Origin of the sequence: Sphingomonas sp. So64.6b (assembly GCF_014171475.1) — a bacterium.
Taxonomy (GTDB): domain Bacteria; phylum Pseudomonadota; class Alphaproteobacteria; order Sphingomonadales; family Sphingomonadaceae; genus Sphingomonas; species Sphingomonas alpina_A.
In genome coordinates this window covers 2,783,776-2,798,552 of sequence record NZ_CP048817.1, presented here as the reverse complement: position 1 = coordinate 2,798,552, position 14,777 = coordinate 2,783,776, and the positions used below count along the sequence as shown (strand labels likewise).

General features: G+C 62.7%; 16 protein-coding genes. 4 read left to right on the top strand and 12 right to left on the bottom strand.

The features are described from left to right. Positions 1 to 42 precede the first annotated feature (42 nt). The 3 genes from G4G27_RS13420 to G4G27_RS13410 all read left to right on the top strand — a co-directional run bounded on the left by G4G27_RS13420 (position 43) and on the right by G4G27_RS13410 (position 2,758). Positions 43 to 540: a cytochrome c gene (locus G4G27_RS13420; RefSeq protein ID WP_183109128.1), complete on the top strand. Its 498-nt coding sequence runs from the start codon at positions 43 to 45 to the stop codon at positions 538 to 540. A gap of 1,279 nt (positions 541 to 1,819) precedes the next feature. Then, a complete protein-coding gene (locus G4G27_RS13415) occupies positions 1,820 to 2,212 on the top strand; it encodes a GFA family protein (protein WP_183109127.1) in 393 nt (130 codons plus the stop codon). 87 nt (positions 2,213 to 2,299) lie between these two features. Next, positions 2,300 to 2,758 (top strand): hypothetical protein, encoded by a 459-nt coding sequence (locus G4G27_RS13410; protein ID WP_183109126.1) that lies wholly within the window; start codon positions 2,300 to 2,302, stop codon positions 2,756 to 2,758. On the opposite strand, the gene G4G27_RS13405 is transcribed toward G4G27_RS13410, so the two are convergent. From G4G27_RS13405 to G4G27_RS13375, 7 genes are all read right to left on the bottom strand, one after another. Then, positions 2,721 to 4,118, bottom strand: a complete 1,398-nt coding sequence (locus G4G27_RS13405) for a transglutaminase-like domain-containing protein (protein ID WP_183109125.1) — start codon at positions 4,116 to 4,118, stop codon at positions 2,721 to 2,723. The two genes, G4G27_RS13410 and G4G27_RS13405, sit on opposite strands and share 38 nt — an antisense overlap. 111 nt (positions 4,119 to 4,229) lie before the next feature. Then, positions 4,230 to 5,621, bottom strand: coding sequence for a surface-adhesin E family protein (locus tag G4G27_RS13400; RefSeq protein ID WP_183109124.1), 1,392 nt, complete (start codon positions 5,619 to 5,621; stop codon positions 4,230 to 4,232). Between the two features lie 484 nt (positions 5,622 to 6,105). Then, the gene (locus G4G27_RS13395) at positions 6,106 to 7,170 is read right to left on the bottom strand and encodes a ribonucleotide-diphosphate reductase subunit beta (protein ID WP_183109123.1); all 1,065 of its coding nucleotides are present in this window, start codon (positions 7,168 to 7,170) and stop codon (positions 6,106 to 6,108) included. A gap of 11 nt (positions 7,171 to 7,181) precedes the next feature. After that, a complete protein-coding gene (locus tag G4G27_RS13390) occupies positions 7,182 to 7,472 on the bottom strand; it encodes a hypothetical protein (RefSeq protein ID WP_183109122.1) in 291 nt (96 codons plus the stop codon). A gap of 40 nt (positions 7,473 to 7,512) precedes the next feature. Then, positions 7,513 to 8,034: a hypothetical protein gene (locus tag G4G27_RS13385; protein ID WP_183109121.1), complete on the bottom strand. Its 522-nt coding sequence runs from the start codon at positions 8,032 to 8,034 to the stop codon at positions 7,513 to 7,515. Then, positions 8,016 to 8,216 (bottom strand): hypothetical protein, encoded by a 201-nt coding sequence (locus G4G27_RS13380; RefSeq protein WP_183109120.1) that lies wholly within the window; start codon positions 8,214 to 8,216, stop codon positions 8,016 to 8,018. The genes G4G27_RS13385 and G4G27_RS13380 overlap by 19 nt, the downstream gene beginning before the upstream one ends. Next, positions 8,213 to 8,524 carry a hypothetical protein gene (locus G4G27_RS13375; protein WP_244624327.1) on the bottom strand — a complete coding sequence of 104 codons (312 nt, stop codon included), beginning with the start codon at positions 8,522 to 8,524 and terminating at the stop codon, positions 8,213 to 8,215. Before G4G27_RS13375 ends, G4G27_RS13380 begins: the two co-directional genes overlap by 4 nt. Before the next feature lie 74 nt (positions 8,525 to 8,598). Between G4G27_RS13375 and G4G27_RS13370 the strand changes: the two genes are divergently transcribed. Further along, on the top strand, positions 8,599 to 8,841 hold the full coding sequence (locus G4G27_RS13370) for a DUF2171 domain-containing protein (protein WP_183109119.1): 243 nt from the start codon (positions 8,599 to 8,601) through the stop codon (positions 8,839 to 8,841). Between the two features lie 77 nt (positions 8,842 to 8,918). Here the strand turns inward: G4G27_RS13370 and G4G27_RS13365 are convergent, their stop codons facing one another. The 5 genes from G4G27_RS13365 to G4G27_RS13345 all read right to left on the bottom strand — a co-directional run bounded on the left by G4G27_RS13365 (position 8,919) and on the right by G4G27_RS13345 (position 14,700). Continuing rightward, complete coding sequence (locus tag G4G27_RS13365; RefSeq protein WP_183109118.1) at positions 8,919 to 9,347, bottom strand: DUF559 domain-containing protein; 429 nt, start codon at positions 9,345 to 9,347, stop codon at positions 8,919 to 8,921. Positions 9,348 to 9,492: 145 nt separating this feature from the next. Further along, the gene (locus G4G27_RS13360; RefSeq protein WP_183109117.1) at positions 9,493 to 11,442 is read right to left on the bottom strand and encodes a ribonucleoside-diphosphate reductase subunit alpha; all 1,950 of its coding nucleotides are present in this window, start codon (positions 11,440 to 11,442) and stop codon (positions 9,493 to 9,495) included. A gap of 424 nt (positions 11,443 to 11,866) precedes the next feature. After that, positions 11,867 to 12,931 carry a PAS domain-containing sensor histidine kinase gene (locus tag G4G27_RS13355; RefSeq protein WP_183109116.1) on the bottom strand — a complete coding sequence of 355 codons (1,065 nt, stop codon included), beginning with the start codon at positions 12,929 to 12,931 and terminating at the stop codon, positions 11,867 to 11,869. Positions 12,932 to 13,090: 159 nt separating this feature from the next. Then, positions 13,091 to 13,810: a haloacid dehalogenase type II gene (locus G4G27_RS13350; RefSeq protein WP_183109115.1), complete on the bottom strand. Its 720-nt coding sequence runs from the start codon at positions 13,808 to 13,810 to the stop codon at positions 13,091 to 13,093. Further along, positions 13,807 to 14,700: a LysR family transcriptional regulator gene (locus G4G27_RS13345; protein WP_183109114.1), complete on the bottom strand. Its 894-nt coding sequence runs from the start codon at positions 14,698 to 14,700 to the stop codon at positions 13,807 to 13,809. The genes G4G27_RS13350 and G4G27_RS13345 overlap by 4 nt, the downstream gene beginning before the upstream one ends. Positions 14,701 to 14,777 lie beyond the last annotated feature (77 nt).

Sequence of the window (14,777 nt, the reverse complement as noted above, 5' to 3'; positions counted from 1 at the left end):
GGGAGAGAGCATAGCCTTGCCGCAACTCAAGGAGATCAAGCGATGCGCAGCGGAACGATGACGATCATTGGGGCGACACTGATCCTGGCGGCGGCGGCGACGGGCGCCAATGCCGGTGGCCAGACGGCGGCCGCGCCGGCTGCGGCAAGCGTGCCGGTCGATCCGGCGGCGATCGTTGCCGGGCGGCAGGCCGCGTTCCTGCTTTCGGCGGCCGATTTCGGCGGGATCAAGGCGGCGATCGCGCGCGGCGACGATGTGACGACTCAGGCGTTCGCGGCACGGTCGCTGGCGCGCTGGGCAAAGACGATCCCGGCGATGTTCCCGGCCGGCACCGGCATCGCGCCGAGCGAAGCGCTGCCGACGATCTGGACCGATCGCGCCGGGTTCGAGGCGAAGGCGGCCGCCTATGCCGAGGCGGCGGACAAGCTCGCCACGCTGGCCAAGGCGGGCGACAAGCCGGGCTTCGCCGCGCAGTTCGGCGAAGTGGGCAAAAGCTGTGGCGCGTGCCACGATGCGTACCGGATGCCGGACAAGAAATAGCCTGCCCGGCTATCCCGTCGCGCGGTGCGCGTCTCCCGGTATCGCCAGGGCGAGGGAGATGTTGGTTCTCGTCATGTGAAAGAGCGGGTCGGCGATCGGTGAGCTGCCGGTCGAACGGGCAATAAGCGCGATCGCGGCGCGGTTGAATCGCGTGAGTGGCGCTGGTCGATGCCGGGCATGTCCGGCGGCATCGTCACGGAAATATCGGCCTGCCGGGATCGACTGAATTTCCCGCAGCTACGGGAAGTTTTTCGGCAAATGCTTTTTTGGCGATTCCACGGGAAACTACGGGAAAAACTACGGGAAAACCGGCGTGACCGCACGGGAATTTCGGCGGTGTTGCGGCGAGCATGACGTGGGGCATCATCGCAACCTGAACGGGTTTCAAATCTGGTCGCCGAGCTTCCATGCTTGCTGCGATAGCGCGAATTGATCGACGTTTGTATCGGGCCGCGCGGCGGGGCCTTGGAGAGATATGCTGCACCCCATGTACAGTATCTCTGGTGCCAGATGAGCGCCGCATTCTGATGATGTTGTCAGCCATGGAGCGATGGGTTTTCATGAGCAGGTCTTCAGATAATTGTCCTATTATCAATAGATTAGGTCTTTTTGCGTGTTGCCCAAACCTTGATGGTGAGATAAATATCATGTCCCTATAATTTGTGCCGCCCGGGTAAAAGCTGGCATGGGGCGGGCCGCGTGATTGCTACCTGGCCTCTGAGGTGCGATCGTTCGGATATGATCTCTCGGGCAACAATATTGCTGGGCATGATGGCTATGGCATCGTCGTGTAATAGCGAGTCGTCGCCGCCGCCATCTTCGCCCGATACCGCATTCAGCGCTTCCGACCGGAGATGCCGGTTGCTCGTGTCGTGGGCGATTGCGCCGACGGACGTCGTCGTGGTGCCGGCAAAGGTCGGGGAGAGAGCGCGCGAGACAAACCGGATCAGGCTGGATGCCGGGAACAATCTCTACTGGAACAAGGCGCCGGTGGACCGGCTGGGCTCGCTACAGTTTCTGGATAGGTCGAGAATGGTTGCACCGCAGCCGATGACGATCGTGCAGGCGGATCGTCGCGCAAACTGTGCTGCGCTGCGGATCGTAATCGCCGATACGGATAAGGCCTTGGATTGTTCGCGGCCGATGTGCAGGTTCGAGTGGGCGGAGATACCGGTCGATCCAAACCGAGGCGCACCGGTTTCTCTGCCAATATATCCACTGTAACGGGCCGGCCGTTCCCTTTAATCCATTCAGCCGACTGATTTACTGGAGACGTAACATGGACCAATTCACTGGTGGCTGCCTGTGCGGCGATGTCCGGTTTGTGGCGTCGCGGCCGCCATATCGGGTTGGCCTGTGTCACTGTCTCGACTGCCGCAAGCATCATGGCGCGCTATTTTACGCCGCCGCGATCTTTCCTGAGGATGCGGTGACGATCGAGGGCGAAACCAGCAATTACGGCACGCGGTTTTTCTGCCCCCGCTGCGGCTCGTCCGTTTTCGCGCGCAGTGGCGATGAGATCGAAGTGTATCTGGGGTCGCTGGACGCGCCGGACCAGTTGGTGCCGACCTATGAATGCTGGACCGTCCGTCGCGAATCCTGGCTGCCGCCTTTTCCACTTGCGCGAGGATATGAGCGCGATCGGGAGGGCACTGGGCGGTTTGAGGAGTAGCGTTCGCGATGTGCCCGAAGCCTCAGAGGCGCACCTCCCAATTGCAATGAGGTCATGATACGATATGCTCGCATCGGGAGGTCGACCATGAGCCTGTTTCCACGCATTCAGAGCCCTTGCCCTTACAAGGGCAACCTGTCCGACATCATGGACGGCAGCCAGTGCCGGCTGTGCAAGCGCGAGGTCCATGACCTGACCGCGCTGAGCGTCGGCGAGCGGCAGGCGCTGCTGAACGGCTGCGAGACGGAAATCTGCGTCAGCTATGCGGTGAGCGCGCGTTCGGTTTTCGCCGCGGCTGCGCTGGCGGCCGCGGCTATCGCCACCCCTGCCCATGCGCAACAGGCGGAGCCGGCCGCTTCAGTCGACGAAGAGGTGGACTATATCATTGTCGGAGGCCTGCGTGCGCCGAAACATGCGCAATGGGTGAAGGACGAGCCTGTGAGTGACGCGCCGGCTCTTCCGGTCATTTATGACGACCCGGCACCTGCTCAGGCGGCGGGGCAAGCGGTCACGACGCCGGCACCGGTGACGCCGGCCGCTTCCTGACTTCGGTCATTCCCTGCCAGTCCAGCAGGCCGGCGACCTGCGTCGCTGCACCGATCGCCCAGGGTTCGCCATCGCCGATCGCGAGCGCGATATGCGACGCGTCGAAGGACCCGAACGAGATGTCGAAGCTTTTCCACGACCCATCGACATAAGCGACCACCCAGCTGTGCGGCATGAACGCGTTCCGTGCGCCATGATAGCGTTCGCGCGAATAGATCAGGCCGCTGGCGACGCGCGCCGGGATGCCTGCGGCGCGGGCGAGACCAGCGAGCAGGGTCGCGTCCTCAGTGCAGTCGCCCGCGCGGCGGCGCCATGATTGCAGCGCCGAATAATGGCCGTCGAAATCCACATCCTTGAGTCGGCGGCGCGCGAGGCGCTCAAGCCTCTTCATCTTGCCGACATCGTCCTGTGCGGCGGCGGCGATGCCGCGAACGGCGCTGCGGAGTTCAGGCGCATCGCTCTCGATCCACGCCGATGCCGCCCGCCAGCGCGCCAGGTCGGATGGATCGGTCGACAGGCCCGGGCCACAGGACGCGCAGATATCGAGCAGCAGCGCGGTACCTTCGATCGTCGTCCGCTGTTCGCCGGTCGCGGGCAAGACCGGGCGGAACATGGCGGGCAAGGCGAACCGGTAGCGGATATGGCCCGCCAGTGCGGCAGACGAGATCGCGTAAGGCGATGCGATCATCTGATGGCGCGTGGTCGGCGCCTGCAATTCCTGTGGAGATATCGGTCGATCGGACCGTTGCAGGATCACGCTGTTGCCGGGAAGCGGCTGTTCGGCGCGGAGGATGCGGCCCCTGTCATCGAGCCGGATCGACCAGACCAGGCCGGGTAGCCCATTTTGCCAGGCCGACAGGATCAGGTCGCCCGTGCCCGCCCCATCGGTGCGTTGCCATCTTATGCCGGAGGCCGGGCGTGCCGGATCGCCCGCCGCCAGCAGCTCCTGCAGATACAGGATGGACTGGCCGTCTTCGTCCGCGGCCTCGGCGGCGTTTTCGGGATCGGGCGCGCCATTGCCGACGGCGGCAGCGTCATTCCGGACCGTGACCAGATGGAGGCGTCGCTTCCTGCCGTCCGATGTCTCGATCGAAACCCGGATCGTCCTGCCCTGGGCATCAAGCTCACGCACGCTCCGTATATGCGAACGCGACTGGTTATGCCCTTCGACGCGAAAGGCCATTTCCCTTTCCCGGGTGATCCGAGTGGTTTTTGCATCGCTCTCCCGTGTCTCATGCTGCCAGCCGATCAACTGACCGCGCTGATCGACGATGCGAAACCACAGATCATCCTGCGCACTCGCCGCGACGGGCGAGAGAAATAGCGCTGCACCCAGTATAGAATTCAGCCATACCCTCATGGATGCGGATGGTTGTCGTGTGGCCGAGGCGTGAGACAGCGGGAAACTGCCCCGTCCCTGTTTAGCTTGACCCCTCCGACCGCGCAGGGGCGCGGCAGGAATGAAGCAAGATCAATGCGCATCGGCATTGGACGCGCCGATGATGAGTTGGATCAAATCGAACGGCTTCATGTTGCCAAAGACATGTTTGTCCGCGGGGCGCGTTTTGCCACAGGCGGTCAACAGCAGGGCTTCAGCATTGCTCTTTGGGGGTACACTGGCCCAATCGGTCGTTGATGTGTCCGTCGCTTTGCCGGTCTTGTCGTAGAACATCATGAAAAGATTCCGTGACCGGTGCGCGTTACAATCGAATTCCATGTGCGACATGAATATGACGGTCTCTTTGCCCTCAGTCGTGACGAGATAGGCCGTCCCCCGAACGAGCCGACCGTCGACTTTTTTCAAGGATGCGCGGTCGATGATCGTCGCCGAGCGACGCCCGTCCTGGTTCGACAGGCTGGCGATGACCAGATCGCGCGTGCGGACCGACGACGCGGGCAACCCGCCGGGCAGGCATTGGCCGAAAAAGTCGCGCATCGTCTCATGGCCGGAGCGCAGGTCGATCGTCTGCCCATGCGGCGACGAGGCCCTGTCCTGCACCCGGATCGCCAGGGTTTCGGTTGTGAGCAGCTGGTTCGCCATGTCCGGTGTCAGCGCGCGGCTAAAGCTCACCAGATCGCTGCTTGCCTCGGCGTCCGCCCCGGGCAAGGCCAGTTTGCCGTCGAGTTCGACATAGGACAATGTCGTGCCAGCAGTCCAGGCACGCGCGGTCTCCGGCGTGGTGATCAGGCTCAGGCCGATACTCAGCTTGCCGCCGAGACAAAAGAAGATCGCGCGACCGATCATGTCGTGATGTTCCTGCTGAAGCAGGAGATAGGGGCGCATTTTAGAGGTGTGGATTTCGGCGATAGCGGGCCTGGCGCCATTATTGGCGAGACCGAGTTGAAGTGCGATTTCGGGCTGAAGCCAGCCAATGTCTTCGGCGTCGATCGCGCTGGCGAGCGAGAAGAGCTGCGGATCGACGCCCATTTCGGCGAGATAGTCGATATTGACCGCACTGATCATCTGCACCGCCGCTTCGGTGTCGCGGGTCGGCCTGACGCCGCTGTGGAACTGATGGATGCCCAGCCGACCGCTGCGGTCATTGAGGAAGCGCGCAACGCCGCCGGCATAGGCGTCGGTACAGGCGCTGGCGCAGATCGCCTCGCCGCCCGGCCGGCCGACATTGGTGTTGAAGCCGAGCTCACGGATGGCGCGACCAAGTTCCATGCCCTCAGTCAGCAACCCGCCGGGGGAGTCGAAATAGATCGTCGCGGATTTGAGCTTCTCCCTGGCGACGAATGCCCGCAGGCGAGTCACGCTTTTCGCGTCGATATCACCAGCGGCAAGGACCGGCACGGTATCGCCAAGCGTGTCGGCTTCGGCGCGGCGGAAATAGGGATCGGTGATGATGCTGAAGGTCATCGCGTCATCGTGCGCGGGCGATGCGATGGCTGGGGTGAGTGAGAGAGACGCGAAGACGATCAGGGCGATGCGTCCGAGGATTCGCCTGGCGCGTGTTGCCGATGATCGACCGTTGTTCATGACGCCACCCCCGTATTGTCGCCGCCCCGTTCTGGTGCCCTGCAGGCGGAACATAACGGGGTCATGGCTTTGCGTCCAGCGTTCCGCGTTGGGCTTTTGACGAGTGATGATGCGTATCCGGCATCGCGCGCCGGGTGGGGCGGCACCTGCTCTAATTAGTGCAGTGTCACCGTTATGCAGTCACGATGGACGTGGCCTGCGGAGCCAGTATCCAGTAGGTACGAAATTTCGCATTTATGCCAGAGAGATGAGCAGGCAGGGAAGCTCGCCATTCCTATACACTTGGACCTAGTTGGCCATACGAGATTGTCGATTGATTGGGTCACACACTAGAGGCCCCTCATGAGAGGGGCCTCTTGTCCTGTTATTCCGCCGCCACGCCAGCCTGCGAGAACATATCCCCGCCGGCATCACCACCGCTAGCATCCTCGTTCGCCGCCGGCCCGGCCTTCGCCTTTTGGCGCTTGTCGAAGCCGTCCCACACTTCGTTCCAGTTGCCGCGCGTCGCGGCCTTGGAATATTCGGTGGCGCGCTGTTCGAAGAAATTGGCGTGCTCGACACCATTCAGCATCGGGGCGAGCCAGGGCAGGGGATGTTCGTCGACCATGTAGATCGGCTTGAGGCCGAGCTGCCCCAGCCGCCAGTCGGCGATGTAGCGGATATACTTCTTGATTTCCTTCGGGGTCATGCCGTTGACCGGGCCCATTTCGAAGGCGAGATCGATGAAATTGTCCTCCAGGTGCACCGTGGTCTGGCACATGTCGCGAATGTCCTGCTTCACCGCCTTGGTGTAGCAATCGCGTTCCTTCACGAAGGTGTGGAACAGCTTGATGATGCCTTCGCAGTGCAGGCTTTCGTCGCGGATCGACCAGGTGACGATCTGGCCCATGCCCTTCATCTTGTTGAAGCGCGGGAAGTTCATCAGCATGGCGAAGCTGGCGAAGAGCTGAAGCCCCTCGGTGAAGCCGCCGAACATGGCGAGCGTCTTGGCGATATCCTCATCGGTATCGACGCCGAAGCCCTGCAGATAGTCGTGCTTGTCCTTCATCTCGGAATATTCGAGGAAGGCGCCATATTCGCTTTCGGGCATGCCGATCGTGTCGAGCAAATGGCTGTACGCGGCGATGTGCACCGTCTCCATGTTGGAGAAGGCGGCGAGCATCATCTTGATCTCGGTCGGCTTGAAGATGCGGCCGTATTTCTCGTGGTAGCAATCCTGCACCTCGACATCGGCCTGAGTGAAGAAGCGGAAAATCTGCGTCAGCAGATTGCGCTCGTGATCGCTGAGCTTCTGTGCCCAATCGCGGCAATCCTCACCGAGCGGCACTTCCTCCGGCATCCAGTGGATCTGCTGCTGGCGCTTCCAGAAATCGAACGCCCAGGGGTATTCGAAGGGCTTGTACTGCTTGCGGGCTTCGGTGAGGGACATGGGGCCGGTCCTTACGCTTTTGAGTGTATGAGATAGATGGAAACGAAAATACCAAATGTGCCGATCGCGCCGACGCGCACCGCGCGGTCGATCCACGGAGCGTCGCCAAACATGCGATCTCCGCCCGCGCTGCGAGTCAGTAATTGGGGCACCAAAGCCACAACGACGCACACGGCGGCAATGAACCAGAGTGGCGTCACGATTCCGTGCTCCACTGCCGCGTCGCGCTCGCCGAGATTTCGGTCACCATAGCACAGCAGACTGCTGCCGGGGAGCGCTCGAGCGATCTGGACTGCGCGCATGCCGCGATGCGGGGCACGAGAAGAGATGGGCGGTCGGGCATCATGTCAGCTTGGAAATGTCGTTGAGAAGGAATCCGGTAAAGGTCGCGATCACAAGCAATCCGGCAAGTCGGCTGGCGATCGTGGGACGTTCACCAAAGCCGGATATGCCCGAGAGCAATTGCAACCCAATCAGGATGAATATGGTTTGAGGAAGGACTTCGGTCCAGGCGGGCCTGCCGTCCTTCGGTAGTAACCAGGTGAGTATGATCGCGCCGAACAACGGTATGCTGATGGCCTGTACCAGGCGGGCTTCCACTGTCTCAAACCTGGAGCTTGCCAGCGGTTTTTCGGAGTGCGCCTGAAGCGCTGTCTCGATCGAGCGCAACTCCTCAAAATATCGATCGTCGCCACGGGCGAGCCGACGCCGCAGGCGGCGTTCGAGCCAGCGGCGGCGCAGAGCGCTCACTTTCGGCGCGATAACCCGATCGATCGCCATGACCAAAGCGGCGAGCGCCAGCCCGTTCGCAAGGGATGCAATGAGAAAGGCGGGCGTGCCTTGGATCACGATTCCGTGCTCCATTGCCACATCGCGCTCGCTGAGATGGCCAGCACCACGCCCAGCGCCACCGCCATGATCCCGACCATGCGGAAGACATAGACTTTCGCTGGCCCCGCCGGACGGCTGAGCGCGAGCAGCAGACCGGCTCCGACCAGCGCGAAGACCAGAGCGACCGCGAACATGATGGCGATCTGCAGCGTCATCGCGACCGGCGCCGATCGACATAGATCCGCCGCGAGCCGCGATGCGAGCCGACGCCGAACACGACGATGCCGAGGAAATAGCCGAAATCATACCAGCCGCCATTATTGGGCACGGCATAGACCGCGACCTCGGGCATGAAGAGCGACAGGACCCACGCGACCGGGAAGATAAAGCCGTGCCACAGGCCGAGCAGGAAGCCGGGCGCGGTTGGCGCGACCGTGGCGGGGATTTGATGTGCGCAGGCGGTGAGCGTCGCGATAAGCGCGAGTGCGAGTGCCAGGCGCAGCCGTGTCGTAGTGATCAGCATGGCCGGTTCTCCCGTGCATCCATTCGCGTTGGCGCGCGTTCAATCGCCGCAACCGTAACGAAGGAACTGGAAGCATGGCCGATCTGAGTGCGATCAAGGAACATATGGAAGTCATCGGCGCCGACGGCGTCCATGTCGGCACCGTCGACCATGTCGATGGCGACCGGATCAAGCTGACCAAGAAGGATTCGGGTGAGGGGAGCCATGAGGGGCACCATCACTATATCTCGGGCGGCCTGGTCGCCGATGTCGAGGGTGACACGGTTCGGCTTTCGGCTAACGCCGATGTCGCGGTGGGTTTCGAAGAAGAGGCTTGAACTCACTTTCCCTCTCCCCTTGTGGGAGAGGGAGGGAGCCGCGAAGCGGCGGAAGGGTGAGGGGGACTTGGTTGGCGTCATTCGCTATCACTCCCCCTCATCCGGCGCTTCGCGCCACCTTCTCCCACAAGGGGAGAAGGGAGATTTGCGGCGATCGTTGTTATTACACCGTCTAGATTTTCCAGAACGTCGTTGTTCCAGAAGCGCATGACCCGGTAGCCTTCGCCTTCCAGAAAGCGGGTGCGGCGCGCGTCATTCTCCGCATCGATCGCGTGCTGGCCGCCATCGGCTTCGATGATCAGTTTTGCGCTGTGCGAGCAGAAATCCACGAAGAAACGTCCCATTGGAACCTGGAAGCGGAATTTCGCTGCCGGGAATGTTTCGCGCAGGCCTCTCAGCAAACGCTTCTCGGTTTCGGTGGCGTTGCGGCGGAGGTCGGGGGCTCGGGCGGTGGTGTTGGCCGGGAGCAGCTGGCGTTTGGTCAGGCCGGCGTCATTCCCCCTCATCTTCCCACGCTTCGCGCGGGCCCCTTCTTCTCCCACAAGGGGAGAAGAGTTTAGGGGAGTCGCGCTTTCTGTTCCCTCTCCCCTTGTGGGAGAGGGAGGGAGGAGCGAAGCGACGGAAGGGTGAGGGTGACTTAGAAGTACCACCTCACTGGCACGCCAAACACTCGTCATAATCCTTCGATTCGACCTCGATCTGGCGCAGGTCGATCGTGTTGTCGGCTTCCACCCCGCCGGCGAAACCGGCGCGCTGGATGCTCTTCGAGCGGAGGTAATAGAGCGACTTGATGCCCAGTTCCCAAGCGCGGAAGTGGAGCATGAGCAAGTCCCATTTCTCGACATCGGCCGGGATGAACAGGTTCAGAGACTGCGACTGGTCGATATAGGGCGTGCGATCGGCGGCGAGTTCGATCAGCCAGCGCTGGTCGATCTCGAAGCTGGTCTTGAAGCAGTCCTTTTCCTCCTGAGTCAGGAAGTCGAGATGCTGAACGCTGCCGCCCTGTTCGAGGATCGAGTTCCACACCGCGTCGCTGGCCTTGGATTTCTCGGCGAGCAGTTTTTCGAGATAGGGGTTCTTGATCGAGAAGCTGCCCGACAGCGTCTTATGCGTGTAGATATTGGCCGGGATCGGTTCGATGCACGCGCTGGTGCCGCCGCAGATGATGCTGATCGACGCGGTCGGCGCGATCGCCATCTTGCAGCTGAACCGCTCCATCGCGCCCATGTCGGCAGCATCGGGGCAGGGGCCGCGTTCGACCGCGAGCTGCATCGACGCTTCATCGACCTGCGCCTTGATGTGCTTGAACATCTTCAGGTTCCACGACTTGGCCATCGCGCCTTCGAACGCGAGGCCGCGCGCCTGGAGGAAGCTGTGAAAGCCCATCACGCCGAGGCCGACCGAGCGTTCGCGCATCGCGGAGTAAGCGGCGCGCTCCATGCCGGGTTCGGCGCGGTCGATATAATCCTGCAGCACATTGTCGAGGAAACGCATGACGTCCTCGATAAAGCCCTTTTCGTCCTTCCACTGATCCCAGGTTTCGAGATTAAGCGAGGACAGGCAGCACACCGCGGTGCGTTCGTTGCCGAGATGGTCCTTGCCGGTCGGCAGGGTGATTTCGGAACAAAGGTTGGAGGTCGAGACCTTGAGCCCGAGGTCGCGGTGATGCTTGGGCATCGCCTTGTTCACATGGTCGGCGAAGACGATGTACGGCTCACCGGTGGCGAGGCGAGTCTCGACCAGCTTCTGGAAAAGCGAGCGCGCATCGACCTTGCCGCGCTCCGACTGATCCTTCGGGCTGCGCAGCGTCCATTCCTTGCCGTCACGGACGCATTCCATGAATTCGTCGGTGATCAGCACGCCGTGGTGCAGGTTGAGCGCCTTGCGGTTGAAATCGCCCGATGGTTTGCGGATTTCGAGGAATTCCTCGATCTCGGGATGGCTGACGTCGAGATAGCAGGCGGCCGAACCACGGCGCAGCGAGCCCTGGCTGATCGCGAGCGTCAGCGAATCCATCACGCGCACGAACGGGATGATGCCGCTGGTCTTGCCGTTCAGGCCGACCGGCTCACCGATGCCGCGCACATTGCCCCAATAGGTGCCAATGCCGCCGCCACGCGAGGCGAGCCAGACATTCTCGTTCCAGGTGTCGACGATGCCGTTGAGGCTGTCGGGCACGGAATTGAGATAACAGCTGATCGGCAAGCCACGGCCGGTGCCGCCGTTCGACAGCACGGGCGTCGCGGGCATGAACCAGAGCTGCGAGATCGCATCATAGAGGCGCTGCGCATGCGCGGCATCATCGGCATAGGCCGACGCAACGCGCACGAAGAGATCCTGATAGCGCTCGCCCGGCAGCAGATAACGGTCGGTCAGCGTGTCCTTGCCGAAATCGGTGAGCAGCGCGTCGCGCGAATGATCGACCTCGACCGGGTAAAGCTGCGCCTTCACTTCCTTCGAATCGCCGCGCGCGTCGAGCTTGCGCGCTGCCGTGCCCTTACCCTTGTCGTCAGGGGCGGATGCCGTGCTGGTGTCCATCATCGCTTCGATCGCGTCGGTTGCCATGTTTACGCTCGCTTCCTGGCCGTCTCTGAAATCCATCGGTGCCGCCCTCAATCAACAAAAAATACCCGACCGGCGTTCCCGGTCCGTTCGAATCGGAGGCGAACCCCCAAGCTATCATTTTCGGGCGACCCGTGGAGAACAAAATCTACCTCCCGCGCCACCTCGATAGCGCGTGGGTGTAGGCTCGCAATATGGTGCTGCGACCGCTGTTCTACCAGTTCTTGGGTTCGCCCCCGAACTCAACCCCTACAGATTGTGCCTATTCTGGTCAGGAGGCAAGACAGTAAATGACACATTAGAGACTCGGTTCGTCGCTATTTTGAGTCGGTTCACAGCAGCCATCGGATGCCGCAGTGCAGCGACGCGTGGTCAAAGCTGGCTTTGCCGAAAGGCAAGAGGACGAATACGGAACGAACAAAAAAATTGCGCGAAAAAATCAGTCCGGCGCGGACTCATCGGATCAGGCGGCGCGGACCCTCGCTTCGATCCCGCTGGCCACGGATTGCGGGTGAACGATCGACACATAAGTGCCCGGGTCGGCATCGGCGACCATGACATCGGCGCGAAGCTGCTTCGCCAGCGCCTCGACGATGCTGGTACCAAGGCCGGGCTTTGCGGGCGATTCGCCGACCGGCATGCCGACGCCGTCATCGCGGACCGAGAGGGTCCAGGAATGGCCGTCGGACTGATAGCCGACGGTGATCACGCCGTGGCGCGTACCCGGAAAGGCATGCTTCAGCGCGTTGATGACGAGTTCGGTGACGATCAGCCCCAGGCTGACCGACGCATCGGCGCTGGTGATGCTGTCGTCGACCTCGACCTTCAGGCTGATCTGGGCATGGTCGTGGATCATCGACGCGCCGATGCTGCGGCACAGATCGTTGAAATAGCTGCGCAGCCCGACTTCGCCGAGTTGCGACTGGGCGAGTTGCTGTTGCAGTGAGGCGATCGACATGACGCGGTTATGCGCATCGTTGATATGGCCGCGAGCCTCGGCCGAACTGGTGCGGCGTGCGCTCTGCGTCAGGACGCTGGCGATGATCTGCAGGCTGTTGGCGACGCGATGCTGCAATTCCCGAAGCAGCACGGCCTTTTCGTGGAGCAGCTCGTCCTTGAGCTTGGCCGTCAGCCGTGCGTCGGTCACGTCGGAGATGGTCAGCACGAGGCGAATATTGGCGGCGTCGTCCGAATAATCGAGCGTGTGCGCGTTGAGCACGAGGCGACGCGGCGTGGTGCCGTCACGCGCCAGGTCCATTTCATAGGCGTCGATCTGGACATTGCCGGACACCGTCGCTTCGAGCAGCGAGGCGAGCTGCGGCCGGTTCCATTCGCCGTTGCCGAGCGCGGCCAGCTTGCGGCCAACCGCCGCCGAGCGTTCGACATCGAACGCGGCGCAGAAGGAGGTGCTGAGCGCGATGATCACCAGATCCCCGTCGAGCAGTACAAGCGGCGCGTCGGATGAAGAGATCAGCGCGAGCATCATGCTGTTCGCCGCGTCGATGATGGCAGGTGGCGAGAGTGGCATTCAAATGGCCTCAAAGGGCCGGAGACTCGCGGTGCGAAAGCCTTGCCCGGTACGTCCCGGCCCATCGATGCGGGCATGACGCAAAGGTGACGGGGAGGACGCGAGTCCCACTCTAGCAGTTTCAAGCGGTTAGCCCGCATCAAATCGCTTGGGGTGCCATTATCCCTCCAGCTTCATCGTCAGGTCGATGAAGGAGCTGGCCTGGTAATCCCAATCCTGCGCCGCATCGGCGTCGGGCGCGCGGCGGCCGCCATATTCGAGCGGCCGGTGGACGAACGCGGTGATCAGCCCGCACGCCCGCGCTGCGGCGAGATCGCTATGATGTGCTGCGACCAGGCACAGCTCGGATGGTGCGATGCCGAGGATCTCGGCGGTGCCGAGATAGGCCTGGGGGAGCGGCTTGTAATAGCCGGTCGATTCGGCGCCGAGGATCGTGTCCCAGGGCAGGCCGGCGCGGCGCGCCATCTCCAGGGTCAGCGCGGTGTTGCCGTTGGACAAAGTGACGATCGGGAAACGGACCTTGAGCCGGGTCAGGCCCGCGACCGCATCGGGCCAGGGGTCGAGCCTGCGCCAGGCATGGGCGAAGTCGGTTAGCGTTTGATCGTCGATCGTCGCCCGGTCGATGTCGTGACGGACGAGCAGCGCCTCCAGCGTCTCGCGGTTGAGGATGTCGAGCCTTGTATAGGGCCGCCGACCGCTGCGGCACTCCTCCATCGCCGGCTGATAAAGGCCGCGCCACTGGTCGGCGAAGAGGTGCGGGTCGATATCGGCTCGGCCAAGGGCGGCGAGGAAGGGTGCGGCTTCGCGCGCGATGCTGCTGCGCCAGTCGACCACGGTGCCGAACACGTCGAAGGCGAGGACGAGGGGTTTGGTGCTCATCCCCCCGCTTTCACGAAATCGATAAAGGCGCGAAGCGGCGCCGGCATGTGGCGGCGGCTGTGGTAATAGATCGACGGACCCGGGAAATCCTCCAGCCAGTCGGTCAGTACGGGCACCAGCGTGCCATTGTCGATCTCGGGCTGGATGACTTCGGCGAAGCTGGCGACTAGGCCCAGGCCGGCGATGGCGGCGGCGAGTTCGATTTCATGTCCGGTGCTGATCAGCGGGCCTTCGGGCGCGATGCGGAAGCGTTTGCCGGCGCGCTCGAAATCCCACACCGCGATATGGCCGTTGGCGAAGCGGTGGCCGATCCGGGCATGATCGGCGAGATCGCGCGGATGTTTCGGTGCGCCGCGCGCGGCGAGATAGGCGGGAGATCCGGCGACGGCGAAGCGCTGCCGCTTCGGGCCGATCGGGACCGCGATCATGTCCCTGGCGATGCTTTCCTCATAGCGGATGCCGGCGTCGAAACCATGCGCGAGAACGTCGAGGAATGTGTCCTCGGCGACGATCTCCAGCCGGATGCCGGGATGCGCGGTGAGGAAACGCGCGACGATCGGCGGCAGGATATAGCGCGCGACGATCGAGGGCACGTTGAGGCGCAGCGTGCCGCTTGGCTGGCCATCCGTGACCGCCAGGCCGTCAAGCGCATCGACGATCTCGGCGAGCGCGGGGCGCAGGCGGTCGAGCAGGCGCTGCCCGGCCTCGGTCGGTGTCACGCTGCGCGTCGTGCGGTTGAGCAAGCGCACGCCGAGATCGCCTTCGAGCCGGCGAACCGCGTCGCTGAGCGATGAAGCGGAGACGCTGCGGCGCACCGCGGCGGTGCGGAAACCGCCCGCTTCGGCCACCGTTGCGAAGAGCCGGATATCGTCGAGATTGGGCGTCGTCATTGTCCGAATCCCCGCACGGGTCGTTCCAATAACATCGGCTTATCGCACGATCCTGCGTCCGGTATAAGCGGCAAATC

Coding starts and splice junctions, on each gene's coding strand:
- G4G27_RS13420 (WP_183109128.1), top strand. CDS start 43: ATGCGCAGCGGAACGATGACGATCATTGGGGCGACACTGATCCTGGCG.
- G4G27_RS13415 (WP_183109127.1), top strand. CDS start 1,820: ATGGACCAATTCACTGGTGGCTGCCTGTGCGGCGATGTCCGGTTTGTG.
- G4G27_RS13410 (WP_183109126.1), top strand. CDS start 2,300: ATGAGCCTGTTTCCACGCATTCAGAGCCCTTGCCCTTACAAGGGCAAC.
- G4G27_RS13405 (WP_183109125.1), bottom strand. CDS start 4,118: ATGAGGGTATGGCTGAATTCTATACTGGGTGCAGCGCTATTTCTCTCG.
- G4G27_RS13400 (WP_183109124.1), bottom strand. CDS start 5,621: ATGACCTTCAGCATCATCACCGATCCCTATTTCCGCCGCGCCGAAGCC.
- G4G27_RS13395 (WP_183109123.1), bottom strand. CDS start 7,170: ATGTCCCTCACCGAAGCCCGCAAGCAGTACAAGCCCTTCGAATACCCC.
- G4G27_RS13390 (WP_183109122.1), bottom strand. CDS start 7,472: ATGCGCGCAGTCCAGATCGCTCGAGCGCTCCCCGGCAGCAGTCTGCTG.
- G4G27_RS13385 (WP_183109121.1), bottom strand. CDS start 8,034: ATGGAGCACGGAATCGTGATCCAAGGCACGCCCGCCTTTCTCATTGCA.
- G4G27_RS13380 (WP_183109120.1), bottom strand. CDS start 8,216: ATGACGCTGCAGATCGCCATCATGTTCGCGGTCGCTCTGGTCTTCGCG.
- G4G27_RS13375 (WP_244624327.1), bottom strand. CDS start 8,524: ATGCTGATCACTACGACACGGCTGCGCCTGGCACTCGCACTCGCGCTT.
- G4G27_RS13370 (WP_183109119.1), top strand. CDS start 8,599: ATGGCCGATCTGAGTGCGATCAAGGAACATATGGAAGTCATCGGCGCC.
- G4G27_RS13365 (WP_183109118.1), bottom strand. CDS start 9,347: ATGAGGGGGAATGACGCCGGCCTGACCAAACGCCAGCTGCTCCCGGCC.
- G4G27_RS13360 (WP_183109117.1), bottom strand. CDS start 11,442: ATGGATTTCAGAGACGGCCAGGAAGCGAGCGTAAACATGGCAACCGAC.
- G4G27_RS13355 (WP_183109116.1), bottom strand. CDS start 12,931: ATGCCACTCTCGCCACCTGCCATCATCGACGCGGCGAACAGCATGATG.
- G4G27_RS13350 (WP_183109115.1), bottom strand. CDS start 13,810: ATGAGCACCAAACCCCTCGTCCTCGCCTTCGACGTGTTCGGCACCGTG.
- G4G27_RS13345 (WP_183109114.1), bottom strand. CDS start 14,700: ATGACGACGCCCAATCTCGACGATATCCGGCTCTTCGCAACGGTGGCC.